At 72.3% G+C, this 21,556-nt stretch carries 22 protein-coding genes; 10 read left to right on the forward strand and 12 right to left on the reverse strand.

The window, feature by feature from the left end; all coding sequences use genetic code 11:
• Positions 1-281 precede the first annotated feature (281 nt).
• Positions 282-866: a TetR/AcrR family transcriptional regulator gene (locus ACSNOG_RS23995; protein WP_436754774.1), complete on the forward strand. Its 585-nt coding sequence runs from the start codon at positions 282-284 to the stop codon at positions 864-866.
• 6 nt (positions 867-872) lie between these two features.
• Here ACSNOG_RS23995 and ACSNOG_RS24000 read toward each other — a convergent pair whose 3' ends face one another.
• Together ACSNOG_RS24000 and ACSNOG_RS24005 are read right to left on the reverse strand one after the other, a co-directional pair.
• The gene (locus tag ACSNOG_RS24000; RefSeq protein ID WP_436754775.1) at positions 873-1,517 is read right to left on the reverse strand and encodes a response regulator transcription factor; all 645 of its coding nucleotides are present in this window, start codon (positions 1,515-1,517) and stop codon (positions 873-875) included.
• Positions 1,505-2,716: a sensor histidine kinase gene (locus tag ACSNOG_RS24005; RefSeq protein ID WP_436754776.1), complete on the reverse strand. Its 1,212-nt coding sequence runs from the start codon at positions 2,714-2,716 to the stop codon at positions 1,505-1,507. Before ACSNOG_RS24005 ends, ACSNOG_RS24000 begins: the two co-directional genes overlap by 13 nt.
• 168 nt (positions 2,717-2,884) lie before the next feature.
• Between ACSNOG_RS24005 and ACSNOG_RS24010 the strand changes: the two genes are divergently transcribed.
• Positions 2,885-3,502, forward strand: a complete 618-nt coding sequence (locus ACSNOG_RS24010; protein ID WP_436754777.1) for a Uma2 family endonuclease — start codon at positions 2,885-2,887, stop codon at positions 3,500-3,502.
• Between the two features lie 42 nt (positions 3,503-3,544).
• On the opposite strand, the gene ACSNOG_RS24015 is transcribed toward ACSNOG_RS24010, so the two are convergent.
• Positions 3,545-4,927 (reverse strand): glycine--tRNA ligase, encoded by a 1,383-nt coding sequence (locus ACSNOG_RS24015; protein ID WP_058044533.1) that lies wholly within the window; start codon positions 4,925-4,927, stop codon positions 3,545-3,547.
• 164 nt (positions 4,928-5,091) lie between these two features.
• Here ACSNOG_RS24015 and ACSNOG_RS24020 point away from each other — a divergent pair, with 164 nt between their 5' ends.
• From ACSNOG_RS24020 to ACSNOG_RS24035, 4 genes are all read left to right on the forward strand, one after another.
• Complete coding sequence (locus tag ACSNOG_RS24020) at positions 5,092-6,159, forward strand: metal ABC transporter substrate-binding protein (RefSeq protein WP_436754778.1); 1,068 nt, start codon at positions 5,092-5,094, stop codon at positions 6,157-6,159.
• Between the two features lie 20 nt (positions 6,160-6,179).
• Complete coding sequence (locus ACSNOG_RS24025; protein WP_436754791.1) at positions 6,180-6,947, forward strand: metal ABC transporter ATP-binding protein; 768 nt, start codon at positions 6,180-6,182, stop codon at positions 6,945-6,947.
• Entirely contained in the window at positions 6,947-7,837 is an 891-nt protein-coding gene (locus tag ACSNOG_RS24030; protein WP_436754779.1) for a metal ABC transporter permease, read from the forward strand. Before ACSNOG_RS24025 ends, ACSNOG_RS24030 begins: the two co-directional genes overlap by 1 nt.
• A 95-nt stretch (positions 7,838-7,932) precedes the next feature.
• The gene (locus tag ACSNOG_RS24035) at positions 7,933-8,343 is read left to right on the forward strand and encodes a Fur family transcriptional regulator (protein WP_058044529.1); all 411 of its coding nucleotides are present in this window, start codon (positions 7,933-7,935) and stop codon (positions 8,341-8,343) included.
• Between the two features lie 91 nt (positions 8,344-8,434).
• On the opposite strand, the gene ACSNOG_RS24040 is transcribed toward ACSNOG_RS24035, so the two are convergent.
• Both ACSNOG_RS24040 and recO read right to left on the reverse strand, forming a co-directional pair.
• Positions 8,435-9,283: an isoprenyl transferase gene (locus ACSNOG_RS24040; RefSeq protein WP_436754780.1), complete on the reverse strand. Its 849-nt coding sequence runs from the start codon at positions 9,281-9,283 to the stop codon at positions 8,435-8,437.
• 30 nt (positions 9,284-9,313) lie between these two features.
• A complete protein-coding gene (recO, locus tag ACSNOG_RS24045) occupies positions 9,314-10,060 on the reverse strand; it encodes a DNA repair protein RecO (protein ID WP_436754781.1) in 747 nt (248 codons plus the stop codon).
• Between the two features lie 97 nt (positions 10,061-10,157).
• On the opposite strand from recO, the gene ACSNOG_RS24050 reads away from it, so the two are divergent.
• Positions 10,158-11,282 carry a hypothetical protein gene (locus tag ACSNOG_RS24050; RefSeq protein WP_436754782.1) on the forward strand — a complete coding sequence of 375 codons (1,125 nt, stop codon included), beginning with the start codon at positions 10,158-10,160 and terminating at the stop codon, positions 11,280-11,282.
• A gap of 18 nt (positions 11,283-11,300) precedes the next feature.
• Here ACSNOG_RS24050 and ACSNOG_RS24055 read toward each other — a convergent pair whose 3' ends face one another.
• Both ACSNOG_RS24055 and leuA read right to left on the reverse strand, forming a co-directional pair.
• On the reverse strand, positions 11,301-12,038 hold the full coding sequence (locus ACSNOG_RS24055) for a TerB family tellurite resistance protein (protein WP_436754792.1): 738 nt from the start codon (positions 12,036-12,038) through the stop codon (positions 11,301-11,303).
• A 297-nt stretch (positions 12,039-12,335) separates the two neighbouring features.
• Positions 12,336-14,105: a 2-isopropylmalate synthase gene (gene leuA / locus ACSNOG_RS24060; protein WP_436754783.1), complete on the reverse strand. Its 1,770-nt coding sequence runs from the start codon at positions 14,103-14,105 to the stop codon at positions 12,336-12,338.
• Positions 14,106-14,422: 317 nt separating this feature from the next.
• Between leuA and ACSNOG_RS24065 the strand changes: the two genes are divergently transcribed.
• Both ACSNOG_RS24065 and ACSNOG_RS24070 read left to right on the forward strand, forming a co-directional pair.
• Positions 14,423-15,481: a M4 family metallopeptidase gene (locus ACSNOG_RS24065; protein WP_436754784.1), complete on the forward strand. Its 1,059-nt coding sequence runs from the start codon at positions 14,423-14,425 to the stop codon at positions 15,479-15,481.
• A gap of 29 nt (positions 15,482-15,510) precedes the next feature.
• Positions 15,511-15,783, forward strand: coding sequence for a protealysin inhibitor emfourin (locus tag ACSNOG_RS24070; protein ID WP_436754785.1), 273 nt, complete (start codon positions 15,511-15,513; stop codon positions 15,781-15,783).
• Between the two features lie 160 nt (positions 15,784-15,943).
• On the opposite strand, the gene era is transcribed toward ACSNOG_RS24070, so the two are convergent.
• The 5 genes from era to ACSNOG_RS24095 all read right to left on the reverse strand — a co-directional run bounded on the left by era (position 15,944) and on the right by ACSNOG_RS24095 (position 19,388).
• Positions 15,944-16,885 (reverse strand): GTPase Era, encoded by a 942-nt coding sequence (gene era, locus ACSNOG_RS24075; protein WP_382037263.1) that lies wholly within the window; start codon positions 16,883-16,885, stop codon positions 15,944-15,946.
• Positions 16,886-16,935: 50 nt separating this feature from the next.
• Positions 16,936-17,319, reverse strand: coding sequence for a hypothetical protein (locus ACSNOG_RS24080; protein WP_436754786.1), 384 nt, complete (start codon positions 17,317-17,319; stop codon positions 16,936-16,938).
• Positions 17,320-17,322: 3 nt separating this feature from the next.
• Positions 17,323-17,673, reverse strand: coding sequence for a cytidine deaminase (locus tag ACSNOG_RS24085; RefSeq protein ID WP_436754787.1), 351 nt, complete (start codon positions 17,671-17,673; stop codon positions 17,323-17,325).
• A gap of 44 nt (positions 17,674-17,717) precedes the next feature.
• Positions 17,718-18,491, reverse strand: coding sequence for a hypothetical protein (locus ACSNOG_RS24090; RefSeq protein WP_436754788.1), 774 nt, complete (start codon positions 18,489-18,491; stop codon positions 17,718-17,720).
• Between the two features lie 75 nt (positions 18,492-18,566).
• On the reverse strand, positions 18,567-19,388 hold the full coding sequence (locus tag ACSNOG_RS24095) for a helix-turn-helix transcriptional regulator (RefSeq protein WP_436754789.1): 822 nt from the start codon (positions 19,386-19,388) through the stop codon (positions 18,567-18,569).
• Between the two features lie 161 nt (positions 19,389-19,549).
• Between ACSNOG_RS24095 and ACSNOG_RS24100 the strand changes: the two genes are divergently transcribed.
• Positions 19,550-21,019, forward strand: a complete 1,470-nt coding sequence (locus tag ACSNOG_RS24100) for an MFS transporter (RefSeq protein ID WP_436754790.1) — start codon at positions 19,550-19,552, stop codon at positions 21,017-21,019.
• Positions 21,020-21,556 lie beyond the last annotated feature (537 nt).

Raw genomic sequence — 21,556 nt, forward strand, 5'->3', positions numbered from 1 at the left:
GCCCCACCCCCGCCGCAACGGCGAGAAACCCGCATGGCGCGACCCGGCGGTGCCGTACGACCCCAGGCCGGAGGCCGGTCCGGCACCGCCGGACGCCACCACGGTGGTTACCCGCCGCGGCGGCGGAAGAAAGTGCCCGGCGCCGGGGCGGCCGCCGCAGGGGACGGAGGCGCCCGGTGCCGCGGAGAGCGGGCGCTCTCCGCGGGCGGGTACCGTCGTCCATCCGGGCGCATCACGATCGTCGCCCGGCCCCCGGACGCAGACGAAAGGTACGAGCCCGCATGCCGCCCGCGCCGTTGACCCCCGAACGCATCCTCGAAGCCACCGAGGACGTGCTGCGCCGCTACGGCCCCGCCAAGGCCACCGTGGTCGACGTCGCCCGCGCGCTGGGTGTCAGCCACGGCAGCGTCTACCGCCACTACGGCAGCAAGGCCGCCCTGCGGGAGGCGGTGACGCAGCGCTGGCTGGACCTGTCGCACGCGGAGCTGTCGGCCATCGCCGACGCGGACGGCCCCGCCGGCCCGCGCCTGCGCTCCTGGCTCGCCGCGCTGTTCGCCGCGAAGCGGCGCAAGGCGGGGGACGACCCCGAGCTGTTCGCCACGTACATGGTCCTCGTCGGCGAGAACAGCGCCACCGTCGACCGCCACGTCGAGACGATGATCGGGCAGCTGGCCCGCATCGTGGAGAGCGGCGTCCGCGAAGGCACGTTCGCCCCGGCGCCCGACCCCGCCGCGACGGCCCGCGCCCTGTGGGACGCCACGAACCGCTTCCACGACCCGGCCTACGCCGCCGACTGGTCCGTCCCCGGCATCGAGGCGGCGTTCGACGCCGTGTGCGACCTGGTGCTGCGCGGGCTGCAGGCGTAGGGCCCGTCAGCCCACGCCCAGGAAGCGCAGCACCGCCAGCACCCGCCGGTGGTCCGCGTCGGCCTTCGGCAGGTCCAGCTTCGCCAGGATCGAGTTGATGTGCTTGGCCACGGCGCTCTCGCTCACGAACAGCCCCTCCGCGATCCCCGCGTTCGAGCGCCCGGACGCCATCAGCTCCAGCACCTCCCGTTCGCGCGGCGTGAGCCGGTCCAGCGGATCGCTGTGGCGGCGCAGCAGCAGCTGCGAGACGACCTGCGGGTCGAGCGCGGTGCCGCCGCCCGCGACGCGCCGCAGCGCGTCGATGAACTCCTCCACGTCGGCGACCCGTTGCTTGAGCAGGTAGCCGACGCCGCGCGTGTCCCCGGACAGCAGATCGGCGGCGTAGCGCTCCTCCACGTACTGGGAGAGCAGCAGCACCGCCGTGTCCGGCCACTGCTTGCGCACGACGAGCGCGGCCCGCACCCCCTCGTCGGTGAAGCCCGGCGGCATGCGCACGTCGAGGACGGCGAGGTCGGGCCGGTGCTCCTCGACCGCCGCCAGCAGCGCCTCCGCGTCGCCGGTCTCCGCGACCACGTCGAATCCGGCCGCCTCCAGGACCTTCACCAGGCCGATCCGGAGCAGGACGGAATCCTCGGCGATCACGGCGCGCACGGCAGCTCCACGGTCACTACGGTCGGGCCCCCCGCGGGGCTGCTGATCGAGAACGTGCCGTCGACCGACGCGACCCGCTTGGCCAGTCCGGCCAGTCCGCTGCCGCCCTCGGGGTCGGCCCCGCCCACGCCGTCGTCGGTGACGACGACAAGAAGTATCCCCCCGCGCCGTTCGACGCGGACATCGGCCCGGTGCGCCCGCGCGTGCTTGACGACGTTGGCGAGCGCTTCGGAGACCACGAAGTAGGCGACGGCCTCGACGGTCGGGGAGGGCCGCTCGGCGAGGTCGACCCTCAGCCCCACGGGCAGCGGCGCCCGTTCGGCGACCCCGGACAGGGCGGCGTCGAGCCCGCGGTCCTCCAGCACGGCCGGGTGCAGCCCGCGGACGAGGTTGCTCAGTTCCTCGATGGCTTCCTTGGCCTCGCGGTGCGCCTCCTCGATGACCTGGCGCGCCTCGTCCGGCAGGTCCTTGAGCGTGGCCTTGGCCAGCCCCAGGTTCACCGCCATCGACACGAGCCGCTGCTGCGCGCCGTCGTGCAGGTCGCGCTCGATGCGGCGGCGCTCGGCGTCGGCGGCGTCCACGACGCCGGCGCGGCTCTCGGTGACCTCCTCGACGCGCTGCTCCAGGAGTTCGGCGCGGCTGGGGCCGAGCCGGGCCGTGGCGGCGCGGGTGTCGAGCCGGGCGAGCGCGCCCGACAGCCACGCTGCCCCGTACAGCCCGGCGAGCCCGGCGGCGGTGAGGTAGCCGGCCTGCACCGCGTAACCCAGGTGCGCCGGCCGGGTCTCCGGCGGCAGCGCCCACACCCATACGTAGACGGTGGCCGCCACGGCGGAGGCCGCCCAGAGCAGCAGCACGCACGCCCCGCCGAGGGCGATCGCCGGGCCGGCGGCCAGGTGGTAGCCCTGCTGCCGCCACGACCAGGACCGCCCGGCCGCCGGTATCTCCACCCCGAGCCGCGCCGCGAAGCGGGCCCGCTGCGCCCGGGTCAGCAGCGGGCAGGCGGCGGCGAGAACACCCACCGTCACCGCCACGGCCACCAGACAACTCAGCGCCCGCGTCGGCCCCCCGTTCAGCCACGGCACGGCCATGACGAGCAGCGCACCGAGCTGGACGAGCACGCCGCCGGCGAGATGGGCGACGGCGCGCCCGGCCCCCTCGAAGGGGCGGCGGAGGACGGTGAGGACACCGGAGATCTGCATGGTCACACGGTAAGTGCGCAGGTCAGGGCGGGCGATGGTACTGGTGTCCGGCTCGTTGGTACAGCCAGTGCCACCATCGGATGAACGTGCGAGGGGAATGGGGTCGTGGGGCGCGACGGCGCCGCTACGTTGAGTGTCTGACCGCGCACACACTCAAGGAGGCGCATCATGGCAGTCATGGTCGAGACACCCCCGCCCCAGGCCCAGGCGATAAGCCATTCCCCGGAACCCGAGGGGGGGTTCGAGGAGCTGTGCCAGGTTCTTGAGCAGGTCGATGCAGGTCTCCCGGACGGATACCGCACAGAGATCGTCGGGGGGAATGTCGTCGTGTCACCGTGGTCACAGTGCGCCTATGACTACATCATCGAAAGCGTTATCGAACAGCTCAGTCCGCATGTGCCTGACGGCCATCGCCTGCGCGGGTACCCCCGGCTCTTTTCGTTTCCCTCGCAGGAGGAGTCTTACGGCCCCGACTTCTACGCTCTGGAATGGGCCGCCCTCAAGACCAAGGGCATCTACGCTCCCGGCGACGCGCTGTCCCTGGTCGGAGAGGTGACCTCCCGTTCCACAGCCAACACCGACCGCGAGGAAAAGCTGGAGGTCTACGGCAAGGCCGGGGTGCCCGTCTACGTGCTCGTCGATGTGCTGGCGGATTCGGTCACTGCATACTCCGACCCGTCACCCGACCGCGGCTACCGCGCCCACCACCAGGTGAAGCTGGGCGACACGGTCCACATCCCCGCCCCCTTCGACTGCAAGCTCGACACCTCCGACTGGGAGGTCTGAGCACGACGCCGGGCCCCGGCGTTCAGTGCGAAAGACCAGGCGTCAGCAGCCCAGCAGACGCGACCCCAGGTAGCCCTCGATCTGGTCGAGAGACACCCGCTCCTGCTTCATCGTGTCGCGCTCGCGCACCGTCACCGCGTTGTCCTCGAGCGTGTCGAAGTCGACCGTGACGCAGAACGGCGTGCCGATCTCGTCCTGGCGGCGGTAGCGGCGGCCGATCGCGCCCGCGTCGTCGAACTCGATGTTCCAGTTCTTGCGCAGGTCCGTGGCGAGGCCCTTGGCCTTCGGGGAGAGCTGCGGGTTGCGGGACAGCGGCAGGACGGCGACCTTGACCGGGGCCAGGCGCGGGTCGAGGCGCATGACGACGCGCTTCTCCATGACGCCCTTGGCGTTGGGGGCCTCGTCCTCGTTGTACGCGTCGAGCATGAAGGCGAGCATGGCGCGGTTGAGGCCGGCCGCCGGCTCGATGACGTACGGGAACCAGCGCTCGCCGGCTTCCTGGTCGAAGAAGGTGAGGTCCTGGCCGGAGGCCTGGGAGTGGGCCTTCAGGTCGTAGTCCGTGCGGTTGGCGATGCCTTCCAGCTCGGAGAACTCGGTGCCGCCGAAGTTGAAGCGGTACTCGATGTCAGTGGTGCGCTTGGAGTAGTGGGAGAGCTTCTCCGCGGCGTGCTCGTACCACCGCATGTTCTCCTCGCGCATGCCGAGGCCGGTGTACCAGCTCCAGCGCTGCTCCATCCAGTACTCGTGCCAGGTCTCGTCCTCGCCCGGCTTGACGAAGAACTCCATCTCCATCTGCTCGAACTCGCGGGTGCGGAAGATGAAGTTGCCCGGCGTGATCTCATTGCGGAAGGACTTGCCGGTCTGGGCGATACCGAACGGCGGCTTCTTCCGCGAGGTCTGCTGGACCTGGGCGAAGTTGGTGAAGATGCCCTGCGCGGTCTCGGGGCGCAGGTAGCTGACCGAACCGGAGTCCTGCGTCGGGCCCAGGTGGGTGGACAGCAGGCCGGAGAACAGCTTGGGCTCGGTGAAGGCGCCCTTGGTGCCGCAGTGCGCGCAGTTGAGGTCGGCGAGGCCGTTCTCGGGCAGCTTGCCGTGCTTGGCCTCGTACGCCTCCTCGAGGTGGTCGGCGCGGTAGCGCTTGTGGCAGGAGGTGCACTCCGTCAGCGGGTCCGTGAAGGTCGCGACGTGGCCGGACGCCTCCCAGACCTCACGGGCCAGGATCACCGACGAGTCGAGACCGACGACGTCGTCGCGCGAGGTGACCATCGAGCGCCACCACTGACGCTTGATGTTCTCCTTGAGCTCCACGCCGAGCGGACCGTAGTCCCAGGCGGCACGCTGTCCGCCATAGATCTCACTGCACGGATAGACGAAGCCACGGCGCTTGCTCAGGCTGACGATGGTGTCGATCTTGTCGGCGGCCACGGTGCTCTCTTCATTGCGACGACGAACAGCGAATGATTCAGGTTACCGGCGCTGTACCCCCTCTCATCAAATCGGCTCTGGCCTTGGCTTGACCACGTCCCTCCGCATCCCGCCCCCGATCACCTTGTTGACAATCGTTTCCATTTTTGTTGAAAATGACTGTCATGAACGTCAGCCGTCTCCGCCCCGCCCATACCACCCGAATACCCACCGCAGCCGTCGCCGCAGCCGCCGTTCTGGGGCTGCTGAGCCTTTCGGCCTGCTCCTCGGACACGGCCGGCAAGGCGGAGGACGGCAAGCTGTCCGTCGTGGCGTCGTTCTACCCCATGCAGTACCTCGCCGAGCAGATCGGCGGCGAGCACGTCCACGTCACCAACCTGACCAAGCCCGGCGTCGAACCCCACGACCTGGAGCTCAAGCCCAAGCAGATCGGCTCCCTCGCCGACGCGGGCGCGATCGTCTACCTCAAGGGCCTCCAGCCCGCCGTGGACGAGGCGATCAAGCAGTCGAAGAACAAGCACGCCGTGGACGTGGCCTCCCTCACCCACCTGGAGGCGCACGGCACCGAGGTCGACGGCAAGCACCACGGCCCCGACGAGCACGGGCACGACGAGCACGGCCACGACGAACACGAGGGCCACGACGAGCACGTGGACGAGAGCCACGGCGAGGACGGCCACGAGGGTCACGACCACGGCCACGACCACGGCGGCGCCGACCCCCACATCTGGCTCGACCCGGTGAAGTACGCCGAGGCCGCCAAGGGCGTCGCGAAGAGCCTCTCCGAGGCCGACCCCGGCCACAAGGGCGACTACGCGAAGAACGCCGACGCCGTGGTGAAGAAGCTCGGCGCGCTGGACGCCAGGTTCAAGGACGGGCTGAAGAACCGCGCCTCGGACACCTTCATCACCACCCACGCCGCCTTCGGCTACCTCGCCGAGCGCTACGGGCTGACCGAGGAGGCCATCAGCGGCCTCGACCCGGAGTCCGAGCCCAGCGCCGCCCGCATCAAGGACCTGCACGAGCTCGCGAAGAAGCACAACGTCTCGACGATCTTCTTCGAGACCCTCGCCAGCCCGGCCACCGCGAAGACGCTGGCCAAGGACCTGAACCTCAAGACCGACGTCCTGGACCCCCTGGAGGGGATCACGGACGCGTCGAGGGGCGACGACTACGTCGAGGTCATGGAAGCCAACCTGGCCGCCCTGCAGAAGGCGCTGGGCACCAAGTGAGCGCGCCCGAGGAGACCACCATGGAGCAGCCCGTCATATCCCTGCGCGGCGCCACCGCGAGTCTGGGCGGCCGCCCGGTGCTGCGCGGCGTGGACCTGGCCGTGCGGCGCGGCGAGGTCGTCGCGCTGCTCGGCGCCAACGGCTCGGGCAAGTCCACGGCCGTGCGCAGCATCGTCGGCCAGGTGCCGCTGACCGGCGGCGAGCTGGAGCTCTTCGGCACGCCCCGGCGCCGCTTCCGCGACTGGGCCCGCGTCGGCTACGTGCCGCAGCGCACCACCGCCGCCGGCGGGGTCCCCGCGACCGTGCGCGAGGTCGTCTCGTCGGGGCGGCTGGCCCGCACCCGGTTCGGGATGATGCGCAGGGCCGACAAGGAGGCGGTCATACGCGCCCTGGAGCTCGTCGGCATGGACGACCGGCTCGGTGACTCCGTCGACGCGCTCTCCGGCGGCCAGCACCAGCGGGTGCTCATCGCCCGCGCCCTGGCCGGCGAACCCGAGCTGCTGATCATGGACGAGCCGATGGCCGGCGTGGACCTGGCGAGCCAGGAGGTGCTCGCCGAGGCCCTGCGCGCCCAGGTCGCCCGCGGCGCCACCGTCCTGCTGGTGCTGCACGAGCTCGGCCCGCTGGAGCCGCTCATCGACCGCGCGGTCGTGCTGCGCGACGGCTGCGTCGTCCACGACGGGCCGCCGCCGGAGGCCGTGGGCCAGCACGCGCTGCCCGGCCACGACCACGTACACCCGCACGCCGGACCGGCTGCGGAACCGATTCGGACAGGGCTGCTGACCTGATGGACATCCTCGACTTCGCCTTCATGCAGCGGGCCCTGCTCGCGGCGCTCCTCGTCGGCATCACCGCGCCGGCCATCGGCACCTACCTCGTCCAGCGCCGCCAGGCGCTCATGGGCGACGGCCTGGGGCACGTCGCCCTCACCGGCGTCGGCCTGGGCTTCCTGCTGAACTCCAGCCCCGTGTGGATGGCCACGGCCGTGTGCATCGCGGGCGCCGTCGTCATGGAGCTGATCCGCTGGTACGGGCGGACGCGCGGCGACATCGCCCTCGCCATGCTCTTCTACGGCGGCATGGCGGGCGGCGTGATGCTGATGAACCTCTCCGACAACGGCTCCAGCGCCAACCTCGGCAGCTACCTCTTCGGCTCGATCGCCACGGTCTCGGAGGAGGACATCGTCGCGATCTGCATCCTGGCCGCCTTTGTGATCCTCACCACGGTCGGGCTGCGCCGCCAGCTCTTCGCCGTCTGCCAGGACGAGGAGTTCGCGCGGGTCACCGGGCTGCCGGTGCGCATGCTGAACCTGCTGGTCGCCGTCACCGCCGCCGTCACTGTCACCGTCGCCATGCGCGTCGTCGGCCTGCTGCTGGTCAGCGCCCTGATGGTGATCCCGGTCGCCGCGTCGCAGCAGATCGCCCGCAGTTTCAAGGCCACCTTCGCCCTCGCGGTGGGCATCGGCGTGACGGTGACCGTCTCCGGCACCGCCACGTCCTACTACGCCGACGTGCCCTCCGGCGCGACGATCGTGCTCTTTGCCATCGGCCTGTTCGTCGTCCTCACGGCGCTCGCCGCGCCCTTGGCGAAGCGGCGCGCGGGGAAGCCCGCGGCGGCCGAGGAGTGCACCCTCGAAGCGCCGGGGGCGCGCACGACGGCGGACGACGTGAAGGTCTGACGCCCGTCCGGGCTTGCCCACCCGGCCGTGCGGACTGGCACAATTGCCGTGCGACATGTGCGGATGGGTGTTCAGGCGAGCTGGAGGAGGCAACTGTGGCGACCGCGGGTCCCCCCGTACGCGGCCGGTCCACCAAGCAGCGGGCAGCGGTGGCGGCCGCGCTCGACGAGGTGGACGAGTTCCGTAGCGCGCAAGAACTCCACGACATGCTCAAGCACCGCGGTGCGTCGGTCGGCCTGACCACCGTCTACCGCACGCTGCAGTCCCTCGCCGACGCGGGCGAGGTCGACGTGCTGCGCACCAGCGAGGGCGAGGCGGTCTACCGCCGCTGCTCCAGCGGGCACCACCACCACCTGGTGTGCCGGCTGTGCGGCAAGGCCGTCGAGGTGGAGGGCCCCGCCGTCGAGAAGTGGGCGGACTCCATCGCCGAGGAGCACGGCTTCGTGGACGTCGCGCACACCATCGAGATCTTCGGCACGTGCGGGGAGTGCGCCGCGAAGCGCTGAGACCCCCGCCGCGTGCACCGAGGGCCCCGGGCGATGCCCGGGGCCCTCGTGCGTGTCCGCGCGCGGTCGTGCATGCCTGCGCGCGCTCGGCTCACGCGCTGCCGGGATCCGCCACGATGCCCTGCTCCGCCAGCTGCTGCTCGTTGGGGATCGCACCGCCGAAGCGGCGGTCCCGCGACGCGAACTCCAGGCAGGCGCGCCACAGGTCGCGGCGGTCGAAGTCCGGCCAGAGCACGTCCTGGAAGACCATCTCGGCGTAAGCGCTCTGCCAGATCAGGTAGTTGGAGGTGCGCTGCTCGCCCGAGGGCCGCAGGAAGAGGTCCACGTCCGGCATGTCCGGGTAGTAGAGGTACTTCGCGAAGGTCTTCTCCGTGACCTTCGACGGGTCGAGCCGGCCCGCCTTGACGTCGGCGGCCAGCGCCTGCGCCGCGTCCGCGATCTCCGCGCGCCCGCCGTAGTTCATGCAGAAGTACAGCGTGAGCTTGTCGTTGTCCTTGGTCTGCTCCTGGGCGACCTGGAGCTCCTTGGCAACCGAACGCCACAGCTTGGGCATGCGGCCCACCCAGCGCACCCGGATGCCGAGCTCGTCGAGCTGGTCGCGGGTCTTGCGGATGAAGTCGCGGTTGAAGTTCATCAGGAAGCGCACCTCGTCCGGCGAGCGCCGCCAGTTCTCGGTGGAGAAGGCGTAGAGGGAGATGCTCCCGACGCCCATCTCGATCGCGCCCTGCAGCACGTCCAGCACCCGCTCGGCGCCGACCTTGTGGCCCTCGGTGCGCGGCAGGCCGCGGTCCTTGGCCCAGCGGCCGTTGCCGTCCATGACGATCGCCACGTGCTCGGGGACCAGCTCGCCGGGGATCTTCGGCGGCCGCGCCCCGGACGGGTGCGGGTCGGGTGTGCGGTACTCGCGTCGGGAACGGCCCAGAATCCCGCGTCGTGCCATGCGTGCCACTACTCCTTGGTCCCTGTTTCCCTATTTCTCGACATACCGGAGCGAGCGGAGGCCGCGCTCCAGGTGCCAGTGCAGATACGCCGCGACCAGGCCGCTGCCCTCCCTGACGTGGCGCGGCTCGCAGGCGTCCGCCGTCGCCCAGTCGCCCGTCAGCAGCGCAGCGAGCAGCCCGATCGCCTCCGAGGAGGGTACGACGCTTCCCGGCACCCGGCACTCTCCGCAGACCACGCCGCCCGCGGCCACCGAGAAGAACCGGTTCGGACCGGGCATTCCGCACCTGGCGCAGGCCTCGAAGCTGGGCGCGTAGCCGTTGACGGCGAGGGAGCGCAGCAGGAAGGCGTCCAGGACGAGGCCCGGGGCGTGCTCGCCCGCGGCGAGCGTGCGCAGGCCGCCGACGAGCAGCAGGTACTGCTGGACGGCCGGTTCGCCCTCGTGGTCGGTGAACCGCTCGGCGGTCTCCAGCATCGCGGTGCCGGCGGTGTAGCGGGCGTAGTCGGCGACGATCGGCCCGCCGTACGCGGCGATGGTCTCGCTCTGGGTGCACAGCGGCAGGCTCCGCCCGACGAGCTCGCTCCCCCGCGCGAAGAACTGCACGTCGACGTGCGAGAACGGCTCCAGGCGCGCCCCGAACTTCGACTTGGTCCGCCGCACCCCGCGCGCGACGGCCCGCACGCGCCCGTGACCGCGCGTGAGGAGAGTGATGATGCGGTCGGCCTCACCGAGCTTCTGGGTCCTGAGGACGACACCGTCGTCGCGGAAGAGGCTCATGCAGTTATTGTCCCGTACCGACGAAGGCTGAACGTCCGCGCCTCCGGAGGCACAATGTGACCCCCATGTCGATCTTCCTCCCCCCAGTGAGTTCCCGGTGACCCCCATCCGCCGCAGACGCCGCAGGCGCCACCCCGTCCGTACGACCGCCGCCGCGGCTCTCGTGTGCGTGCTCGCCGCGCTGTTCCTGCTCTTCGTCACCGTGCCGGACCGGCGCGCCGACAGCCGGGCCTTCGCGACGGCCGCCGCGTGCGTGGGCGACGAGCCCGCCCTGGAGTGCCGCAAGGTCGTCGAGGGCACGGTGAAGCACACCGAGACCGCTCCGCAGGGCAAGACGACCCACTACTGGCTGACGTTCACCGGCCGCGACGGCTCCACCCACCGCGCGGACATGAACGGGCCGCTGTCGGTCTTCGGCAAGGTCAAGCCGGGCGACAAGGTGCGCGCCACGTACTGGCGCGGGAAGATCCGCTTCGTCGACTTCCGCGGCACCGTGCAGCTGACGGCCGACCAGCCGAAGGACGCCTACCGGCTGCCGTTCGCCTGCGGCCTCGGACTGCTCCTGCTGGGCACGACGTTCGCCGGGATCGCCTACTGGATGGTCCGCCACTCCCCCCGCGCCCCCGAGCGCTACACCTGGCAGACGACCGTGCCCACGTGCGCGGGCGTCCTGATCGCCGTCGTCGGGTTCGTCGCTCCCCTGGTCACGGACACGGTGCCGACGGCCCTGACGCTCACGGGCGCGGGGGCGGCGCCGGTCGTCCTCGGCGCCCTGTGGCGCGTGCGGGTGCGGCGGCGTCCGGCGGAGGCCGGTCTCGCCCCGGTCGTGCCCCGCAAGGAGAAGTGCGTCGGGGGCGGGGTCGCGGCGGACACCCCCTACGGCGCCGAGCTCATCGGCCCGTACCTGGTGGCGGGCCCCGGCCTGCTCGCGGTGACGCCGGACCCGGCGGGCCGCACCCTGCGCAGGGCCCTGCCGCGCACGCTGGTCGTCGAGGGCATCCGCGTGCCCCACCGGTCGGATCCCGCGCGCATCACCGCGGAGGGCGACGGCCGGCGGAAGGCGCTGCGCCAGGTGGTGATCGTCTGCCGTGACGGCGACGGGGAGGTGCTCATCGGCGTGCAGCGCAAGCACGCGCCGTGGATCCTCGGCGCCCTCCAGGAGCCGGAGCCGGCCCCGGCGGACGTGCACCAGCCCGCCCCGCTGTCCGGGTACGGCGCCTGAGCGAGGGGGTCCCCGCGGCTACGACGGGGTGCGCGCCGCGGCCAGCAGCCGGTCCGTGTCCTCCGGGGGGAGCATGAGCGCCCTGCCGACCGTGGCGAGCACCTCGCGCTCCGCGGGCCGGTAGGGGCCGTCGGCCAGGGCGATGCGGGCGCCCTGCAGCAGGATCGATTCGCGGCCGGCGGGGGCCAGGTGGGGCGCGAGGGGCTCCAGCGCCTCGTGGAGCTCGATGGCCAGGGCCGTGCCCCGGGGGTCGAAGCCGTCCCGCCCGGCGTAGGGGGACGGGGTGCCGAGGTCCGTGCCGTACGCGCCGGGCAGGCGCCCGGTGTCGGCGGCGAGGGCCTCGATCAGGGTGATCAGCTGTTCCTCGCTGCAGTCCACGAAGCCCGCGGCCCGCACCGCGCCCACGGCCGCTCTGCGCACCGTACGGGCCTCGGTGCCGCCCGCGGCGAGGACGGCGAGGGCGACGGTGTGCACGGCGTCGCGCAGCATCGCGGAGAAGCGGGTGGTGGTGGGGTGGTCGAGGACGTCCGTGCCGAAGCGGGCGTGGCAGGCGGAGCACTCCACGACCGGGCCGACGGGGCCGCGCGGCAGCAGCGGCAGGCCGAAGGCGACGAGGCGGCGGCGCCCGGTGCGGCGGCGGTAATTGCGGTCGCCGCCGCAGCCGGGGCAGTAGAACTCGCCGTCGCCGACCGTGCGCCAGACGGTGCGTACGCCCACCACACACCGGTCCCGGCCGGGTCGGCCCTGCGCGTGCATCACGGCGCACACCTCCATAACGCCACGGCCTCGTCGCCGCGTTGACGTGATGTTAGCCACATCGATGATGCGACGTCAGTACCCCGTGCGCAGAGGGTGGGCGTCATACGGGGGATCTCGCCACGGCACCACTGGATACGGTGGTTTCCCCCCGATCCGCTTGACGCCGCGCCGCCGAGCACCCCGGCGGAAGCACGGTCGGGTCGCTGCGGTGCCGCGCCCCGTAAGGGGCGCGGGGAACTGCGCGACCAGCCACGTACGGCCCGCAGCCGACGCGCCGCGGATCCGGCGAAGCTCTCAGCCGCGGTAAGCCCGGTTCACCGCCGAGACCACGGCCTTGATCGAGGCGCGCGTGGTGTTCGGGTCGATGCCGATGCCCCACAGCACCTGCCCGTCGATCACGCATTCGATGTACGAGGCGGCGCGGGCGGCCGCGCCCTCGCTCATGGTGTGCTCGCTGTAGTCCAGGACCCGCGCGTCGACGCCGATCGCGGCCAGCGCGTCGACGAAGGCCGAGATCGGGCCGTTGCCCGTACCGGTCAGCACCGTGTCCGCGCCGTCCACGACCGCCTCGACGGTCAGCGCGTCGCTGCCCTCGCTCGTGGTCGAGGTCTGGGTGGTGCGCAGCGCGATCCGGCCCCAGCGGTTGCCCTCGGTGGGCAGGTACTCGTCCTGGAAGACCGACCAGATCTCGGCGGGGGTGACCTCGCCGCCCTCGGCGTCGGTCTTGCCCTGGATGATCCTCGAGAACTCGATCTGCATCCGGCGCGGCAGGTCCAGCTTGTGGTCGTTCTTCAGGACGTACGCGATGCCGCCCTTGCCGGACTGCGAGTTGACGCGGATCACGGCCTCGTAGGAGCGGCCGACGTCCTTGGGGTCGATCGGCAGGTAGGGGACGGCCCACTCGATGTCGTCCACGGTCGTGCCCTCGGCGGCCGCGGTGTCGGCCATCGCCTCGAAGCCCTTCTTGATGGCGTCCTGGTGGGAGCCGGAGAAGGCGGTGTAGACCAGGTCGCCCGCGTAGGGGTGGCGCGGGTGGACCTCCATCTGGTTGCAGTACTCGGCGGTCCGCCGGACCTCGTCGATCTGCGAGAAGTCGATCATCGGGTCGACGCCCTGGGAGAACAGGTTCATGCCCAGGGTGACCAGGTCGACGTTGCCGGTGCGCTCGCCCTGGCCGAACAGGCAGCCCTCGATCCGGTCGGCCCCGGCCATGATCGCCAGCTCGGCGGCGGCGACGGCGGTCCCCCGGTCGTTGTGCGGGTGCACGGACAGGCAGATGTGCTCGCGGCGGGACAGGTGCCGCGACATCCACTCGAAGCGGTCGGCGTGGGTGGAGGGCGTGGAGCGCTCGACCGTGGCCGGCAGGTTCAGGATGATCTCGCGGCCGGCCTCGGGCTGCCAGACGTCCATGACGCCCTCGCAGACCTCCAGCGCGAAGTCCAGCTCGGTGTCGGTGAAGATCTCCGGGCTGTACTGGAAGCCGAAGACCGTCTCGTCGCCGAGGATCTTCTCCCCGTACTCCACGACCAGCCGCGTGCCGTCGACGGCGATCTGCTTCACCTGCTCGCGCGAGCCGCGGAAGACGACCCGCCGGAAGACCGGAGCCGTGGCGTTGTACAGGTGGACCGTGGCGCGGCGGGCGCCGCGCAGGGACTCCACCGTGCGCTCGATCAGCTCCTCGCGCGCCTGGGTGAGGACGGAGATCGTCACGTCCTCCGGGATCGCGTCCTGCTCGATGATCGAGCGGACGAAGTCGAAGTCGGTGGCGCCGGAGGAGGGGAAGCCGACCTCGATCTCCTTGTAGCCCATGCGGACCAGCAGGTCGAACATCTCGCGCTTGCGGGCCGGGGACATCGGGTCGATCAGCGCCTGGTTGCCGTCGCGCAGGTCCGTCGACAGCCAGCGGGGAGCCGCGGTGATCCGCCGGTCGGGCCAGGTGCGGTCCGGGATGTCCACGGCGTCGTAGGGGCGGTACTTGTGCACCGGCATCCCCGACGGGCGCTGGGTCACGGTCGCCGCGGTCAGGGGCGTGGGACGGCCGACGGAAGCGGAGGTCTCGGGCATCTGCGGGGGCTCCTCGTATGTCCTGAGGTGGGGTCCCCGTGCTCGGCGGCGAGCTCGGGGGAGGCCGACGGGCAGGTCACCGCGGGTGACCGCAACGCCTCACACCGCGGGGAGGGGGTCGGCCGATCGACTACAGACCCTCGCCGCGGCAGCTAAGAAGAAGCAGCCCGAAACGCATGATGTACAGCACGGTAGCCGAGCCGGACGGGATGCGGTACGGGCGTTCCAGCATGCGGGACACGGAACCGGGCCACTCGATTGTGTTAATCGGTGCGGCGGGGCCTGACAAGGCCGGGGGCCGCTGCCAGATTCAGGCCATGAGTGACACCGTGAAGAGCGTTTTCTGCACCATCGTCCCGCCGCACGTGCTCGACAAGCTCGCACAGGCCGACGATTCCGCGCGGGCCGACGTCGCCCAGCGCACCCTGGAACACGACTCCCAGTACCGCACGCGGCGCCGCGTCACCGCCCTGCGCGGCCTCGCCACCCCCGCGGGCACCCCTTCCGACAGCCCCCGGCGCACGATCTACGACGCGCAGCACCGGGCGACGCAGCCGGGCAAGAAGGTCCACGCCGAGGGCGACGGGCCGTCGAAGGACGCGACGGTCAACCGCGCCCACGCCGGGCTCGGCGCCACCTTCGAGCTGTACCTCAAGGCGTACGGCCGGCACTCCATCGACGACGCCGGCCTGCCGCTGGACGCCACCGTCCACTACGGCGAGGGCTACAACAACGCCTTCTGGGACGGCAGCCAGATGGTCTTCGGCGACGGGGACGGCGACGTCTTCCTCGACTTCACCATCCCGGTGGACGTCATCGGCCACGAGCTCACCCACGGTGTCACCCAGTACACGGCGAACCTGGAGTACTACGGCCAGTCCGGGGCGCTCAACGAATCCGTCTCGGACGTCTTCGGCTCGCTGATCAAGCAGTACGCCCTGGGGCAGACCGCCGACCAGGCCGACTGGCTGATCGGCCAGGGGCTGCTGGGCCCGGGCGTGGACCGGGGCGTGGCCCTGCGGTCCATGAAGGAGCCGGGGACGGCCTACGAGGACGACGTCCTCGGCAAGGACCCGCAGCCCGGTCACATGGACCACTTCGTGCGCACCTCGCGCGACCAGGGCGGGGTCCACATCAACTCCGGCATCCCCAACCGGGCCTTCTACCTGCTGGCCACCCGGCTCGGCGGCAACGCCTGGGAGCACGCCGGCAAGATCTGGTACGCGACGCTGACCAGCGGGAAGCTCAAGGAAGACGCCCAGTTCGCCGACTTCGCCCGGCTGACCGTGGCCACCGCCCGGTCGCTCTACAGCGACGGCGACGAGGTCCAGGCCGTCCTCAAGGCGTGGGAGGAGGTGGGCGTCCCCACCTCGTAGGAAACGCCCGCCGGGGCGAGAATGACGCCATGCGGATCGTCATCACCCGGACCGGCGGGTTCGCCGGCATCGAGCGGCGGGCCGAGCTGGACACCACCGGCCGGCCCGACGCCACCCACGTGCAGGCCCTGGCCCACCGCGCACTCACCGCGTCGCCCGCCGAGGCGGCGGGCGCGCGGGGGGTGCCGGACGGCTTCCACTACGACATCGACGTGGACGGCCGCACGGTCCACTGCGCGGACCCCCACATCAGCCACGACCAGCGCGAACTGATCAGGCTGGTCCTACGCGAAGGCGCGTAGCGCCTGGCCGGCGGATCCCGGGGGGCGGTGCCGGCGGATTCCGCCGGACCCTCGCCGCGGGGGTGCACCGCCGCGGCGGCGGCATGTTCTCTTCCGCCGCAGCGGCGAGACACCACGACGTGGCAGCCCGGCGGTGCCGGACGGGCCTCGGGCCCAGGGCCTAGAAACCCAGCTTCCGCAGCTGCTTCGGGTCTCGCTGCCAGTCCTTGGCGACCTTCACGTGCAGGTCCAGATAGACCGGCGTACCCAGGAGCGCCTCGATGTGCTTGCGGGACTTCATGCCCACCTCCTTGAGGCGGGCCCCCTTGGGGCCGATGATGATGCCCTTCTGGCTGGGGCGCTCGATGTAGACGTTGGCGTGGATGTCCAGCAGCGGCTTGTTCGCCGGCCGGTCCTCCCGCGGCAGCATCTCCTCGACGACGACGGCGATCGAGTGCGGCAGCTCGTCCCGGACGCCCTCCAGCGCGGCCTCGCGGATCAGCTCGGCCACCATGACCTGCTCGGGCTCGTCGGTGAGGTCGCCCTCGGGGTAGAGCGGCGGGCTCTCCGGGAGCATCGGCGCGATCAGGTCGGCCAGCAGCGACACCTGCTTGTCGCCCACCGCGGAGACGGGAACGATCTCCGCCCACTGGATGCCCAGTTCCTCGCCCAGCTGCTGGATGGCGATCAGCTGCTCGGCGAGCGCCTTGGAGTCCACCAGGTCCGTCTTGGTGACGATGGCGATCTTCGGGGTCTTCTTGATCCCGGCGAGCTCGCCCGCGATGAAGCGGTCGCCGGGGCCGAGCTTCTGGTCTGCCGGCAGGCAGAAGCCGATGACGTCGACCTCGGCCCACGTGGTGCGGACCACGTCGTTGAGCCGCTCGCCCAGGAGCGTGCGCGGCTTGTGCAGACCGGGGGTGTCCACCAGGACGAGCTGGGCGTCCGGGCGGTGCACGATGCCGCGCACGGTGTGGCGCGTGGTCTGCGGACGGTTGGAGGTGATCGCGACCTTCGTCCCCACCAGTGCGTTGGTCAGGGTCGACTTGCCCGCGTTGGGGCGGCCGACGAAGCACGCGAAGCCCGCGCGGTGGGGGGCCCGGGAGGGGGACGAGGCGTTATCCATACCGGCCATTCTCCCCGATCCCGGCCCACCCGCCGACCAGCGGCCCGGCCTCACGCCCGCCGCGGGCGCCCCCCGACCAGCTTGGCCGCGAGCCACAGGAGACCTGCGGCCGGCAGCAGGAGGGCGCCCGCGAGGGCGAACCAGTCCGTGCCCTCCCCGCGCCTCCAGCCGAGGACGAGACCGACCCACAGCAGGGCGGTGGACAGGAACGGGGCCCAGTTGCCCAGGACCTCCGCGCGGGCGGCGGCCCGGCGGCGGCCCCGGGCGCGCAGCAGGTCCCTCAGCGCCTGCGGCCACAGGAAGAGCACCCAGGCGGTCGTCGTCCAGTCGAAGCCCTCGCCCGCGGCCCAGTCGGCGGCGACGCCCGACGTCAGGACGGCCGTCACCGCGATCATGAACCAGGCGAAGCCCTGGGAGGTCCCGTTCCGTGCCACGGCTCAGCCCGCGTCGACCCGGCTGCGCAGCGTGCCGTCGGGGCCCGCGAGGAGCACGGGGGTGGCGGAGCCGCCCAGGTCGCGCACGGCCGCGCGGTCCTCGGCGCGGACCTCGGCCGCCTCGGAGACGACGGCCGCGGCCTCCAGGGACTTCGCGCCGCTCGCCACGGCCATGGCGACCGCCGTCTGCAGCGCGCTCAGCCGCAGCGAGTCGAGCGCGACCGTGCCGGCCACGTACGTGCGGCCCGTCTCGTCGCGCACGGCGGCGCCCTCGGGCACGCCGTTGCGGGCCCGCGCGGAGCGGGCCAGCGTGATGATCTTGCGGTCTTCGGGGTCCAGCGTGGTCTCCGTCATACCGGGGAGCATAAGCAGCGCCGCTCCCTCCGATCGCCCCGGGATCAGCCCTTGCCCCCGGCCTTCTGCTGCGCCCGCTGCACCTTCTCGACGGCCTTGCGCAGCGACGATGCGAACAGGGCGCTGTCGGCGGTGGTGAAGCTGGCCTGGGAGACGGTCACGACGGTGCCGCCGACGCGGACGGCCGCGATGTCGTGCTGGATGCTGACGCCCTCGTCGGTCGCGGCGAAGACCACGCGCGCGCCACGGGCCCCGTCACCGAGCGCGGGCACCTTCAGCTCGCTGCCGGCGGCCTCGTCCGTCGTGCCGTCGGCGCCCTTGGCCCTGAACTTCGCGCAGGCGCCGAAATCGGTCTTCCGGTCCATGACCTTGACGGCCTCGGCCTCCTGATAGGAGGTGACGCCCTGGGTCATCTGGATCCCGGTCTCGCCGGCCTGCTTGAGGTCGGTCATGGCGTGGGCCTGCGCCTTGGGGCCGTTGTCCGCGCCGACGAAGACGTCCAGCAGCGGCTGGCACGCGGCCTTGTCGGCCTTGCCGAACTGCATGCCGGTCGCGCCGACGTCGTAGGCCGGGATGTCCTTGTTCACCTCCCAGCCGGAGGGCATGTCGGCGGGGACGAGCAGGGCCGCCTTGGCCTGTTCGGCGGTGAGGGGACGGGCCCCCGCGTCCTTGCCGGTGCCGCTCTGCGCGGCGGACGGCTTGCCGTCGCCCTTGCCTCCGCCGTCACCTCCCCCGTCACCGCCCCCGCACGCGGAGAGAGCCAGGAGAGAGGCGGCGGCGAGGGCGGCGAGGACGCCACGGCGCGGGGCAGCGGACACGGAGGATCCTTAGGTAAAGGGAAGGTCTGCCCGCAGTATGCACAGGGCAAATCCCCAGGGCCGCGGCGGCCCGGGTCAGCCCGCCACCGAGTACATGCCTCCCCGCCGGCCCTCCGGCGAGACGAGCCACTCCAGCTTCGCGGCCGTGCCCGAGTCCGCCACCGGGTTGTGCATGACGATCGTCAGGTCCGGGCGGGCCGGCACGCGCAGGTGCGTGCTCTCGAAGTACAGCTGCCCGGCCACCGGGTGGTCGATCTCCTTGACCAGCTGGCCGCCCGCCTGCACGTCGCCCTGCGCCCACAGCTCCACGAACTCCGGGCTCGCCGCGGCCACCTCCGCCACGATCTCCTGGAACCCCTCGTCGTCCGGTCGCTCCGAGCACGCGGCGCGGTACTGGGCGACGACCCGCCGGGAGTTCTGCTCCCAGTTGGACGCGCGGGCGCGGTAGGCGGGGTCGGTGAAGAAGTCGACCAGGCAGTTGGGCCGCGCCTTGCGGCGGAAGCCGATGACCATGCGGGCCGAGTCGTTGAAGGCGACCAGGTTCCAGTACGGGTCCATGATGTGCGCCGGGTACGGCATCCAGCCGTCGATCAGCCGCTGCAGGCCCTCGCACAGGTAGTCCGGGTCGAAGGGCGACTCCGGCTGCGGCGGGTTCAGCCCGGCGAGCACGTAGAGGTGCCGGCGCTCGTCGCCGCTCAGCTTGAGCACCGTCGCCACGGAGTCCAGCACCTGCGGCGAGACGGTGATCTCGCGCCCCTGCTCCAGCCACTGGTACCAGGACGCGCCCACGCCCGCGAGGACCGCGACCTCCTCGCGGCGCAGCCCGGGCGTGCGCCGGCGGCCCCCGCCGTCCGGCAGGCCCACCTCGGCCGGGGTGACCCGGGCCCGACGGCTCATCAGAAAGTCACGCAGCTCCTGGCGGCGACGCGGCTGTGCGTGTGCCTGTGCCTGTGCCTGTGCGGTCGACCCGGTCAACTCTCTCCCCCTTGCCTGGTGGTGCGGCCACCACCATAAGCACGCTCTCCCCACGTTTCTTCCACGCGCCGGAAGCTCGGTGCATGGCGATCGACTCCCCTCCCCGTAAGACCCCCCGGACAACCGCCGCCGGTACGGCCACCGCGGCCGCGCCCGGCATGTCCGCCCGCGACAAGCTGGTCCTGCTCGTGCTGTGCGCCGCCCAGTTCATCGTGGCGCTCGACTTCTCCATCCTGAACGTGGCCCTGCCCGCCCTGGGCGGCGACCTCGGCATGGGCCAGGCCGACCTGCAGTGGGCGGTCACCGCCTTCGCCCTGCCCTCCGGCGGCTTCCTCCTGCTCTCCGGCCGGATCGCCGACCTGTACGGACGGCGCCGCGTCTTCCTCTCCGGGCTCGCCCTCTTCACCGCCGCCTCCGTGCTCGCCACGCTCGCCTGGAGCCCGGCCGCCTTCCTCGCCGGGCGCGCCCTGCAGGGGCTCGGCGCGGCCGTCATCGTGCCGACCGGCATGTCGCTGCTGACCACGACCTTCGCCGAGGGCCCGCAGCGCGCCCGCGCGCTCGGCATCAGCAGCACCCTGCTCTCCCTGGGCTTCACCATCGGCATGGTGCTCGGCGGCGTCATGACCGACACGCTCGGCTGGCGCTCCACGATGGGCCTGCTGGGCGCGGCCGGCCTCGGCGTCCTCGCGCTCGCGCCGGGCCTGCTCACCGAGTCCCGGCACCCGCAGCGGCCCCGGATCGACATCCCGGGCGCGGTGACCGTCACCGGCGGCCTGCTGGCCCTCATCTACGGGCTGTCGACCGCGGCCCAGCGGGGCTTCGGCGGCGCGGACGTCCTCGCCGCGCTCGCCGTGGGCGCCGTCCTGCTCGTGGCCTTCGCCGTCGTGGAGTCCCGGGCCGCCGAACCGCTCGTCTCCCTGCCGATGCTGCGGCGGCGGACGGTCGCCTGGGGGAACCTGGCCGGCCTCGTCACCTTCGCGATGATGAGCACCGTCGTCTTCCTGCTCACCCTCTACCTGCAGGAGGTGCTGGAACTCTCGGCGTTCCGCACCGGGCTCGTCTTCGGCGTCCAGGGCGTCTTCGCCGTCCTCGCCGGCATCTCCGCGCCGCGGCTCATCGCCCGCTTCGGCGCCCGCACCACGCTCCTGGCCGGCCTCGCCGTCCAGGCCGTCTTCTCGGCCGGGCTCCTCGCCCTCGGGCGGGACGCCTCCGGCGCGTGGCTCGCCCTGGTCGCGGCGAGCGTCGCCTGCGTCGGGCACCTGTGGGCGATCGTCGCCTACGGGGTGACGGCGACGTCGGGCCTGCCGGACACCGAGCAGGGCCTGGCCACAGGCCTGGTGACCAGCTCGCAGCAGATCGGCCTCACGATCGGCATCCCGCTGCTGAGCGCGGTGTCCTCGGCGCGGACGTCCGCCCTCTCGGAGGAAGGCTCGGACTTCGCGTCGGCAACGCTGGGCGGCATCCACCTGGGCCTGGGCGTGGACGCGGCGGTCGTGGCGGCGGTGGCGATCCTGGTAGCAGCGGGCCTCCGCGGCACGCGCGGCACACGCTGACAACGCGGTCCACGCCCACCCGCCCCGAACCCGGCCTCGCCGCTCATCCACATCGTGGCACCTCACCACCGCGGCGCGAGCCCGGCGGAACGCCCGGCCCGGCACGGCACCGCCGGACAGCCGCGTCGTGGGCACCTCGCCGCTGCGGCGGAAAGAAAGGGGCGCGGGCGCCGCGGCCACCGGACCACGGCGCACGGCACCGCCCGTCAGCCACGCCGTGGCACCTCACCACCGCGGCCGGCGCTCTCCTCCCGCCACAACGGCGAAGCACCACCGCCGACCCGGCCCGGCAGAATCCCCGGCACAGCCCGGAAGGCACCGCCGGACAGCCAGGTCGTAGCACCCCACCGCTGCGGCGGAAAGAAAGGGGCACGGGCGCCCCCGGCCACCGGACCACGGCGCACGGCACCGCCCGTCAGCCACAGCGTGGCACCTCACCACCGCGGCCGACGCTCTCCTCCCGCCACAACGGCGAAGCACCACCGCCGACCCGGCCCGGCAGAATCCCCGGCACAGCCCGGAAGGCACCGCCGGACA

This window comes from Streptomyces sp. URMC 124 (assembly GCF_051386455.1).
Lineage (GTDB): Bacteria > Actinomycetota > Actinomycetes > Streptomycetales > Streptomycetaceae > Streptomyces.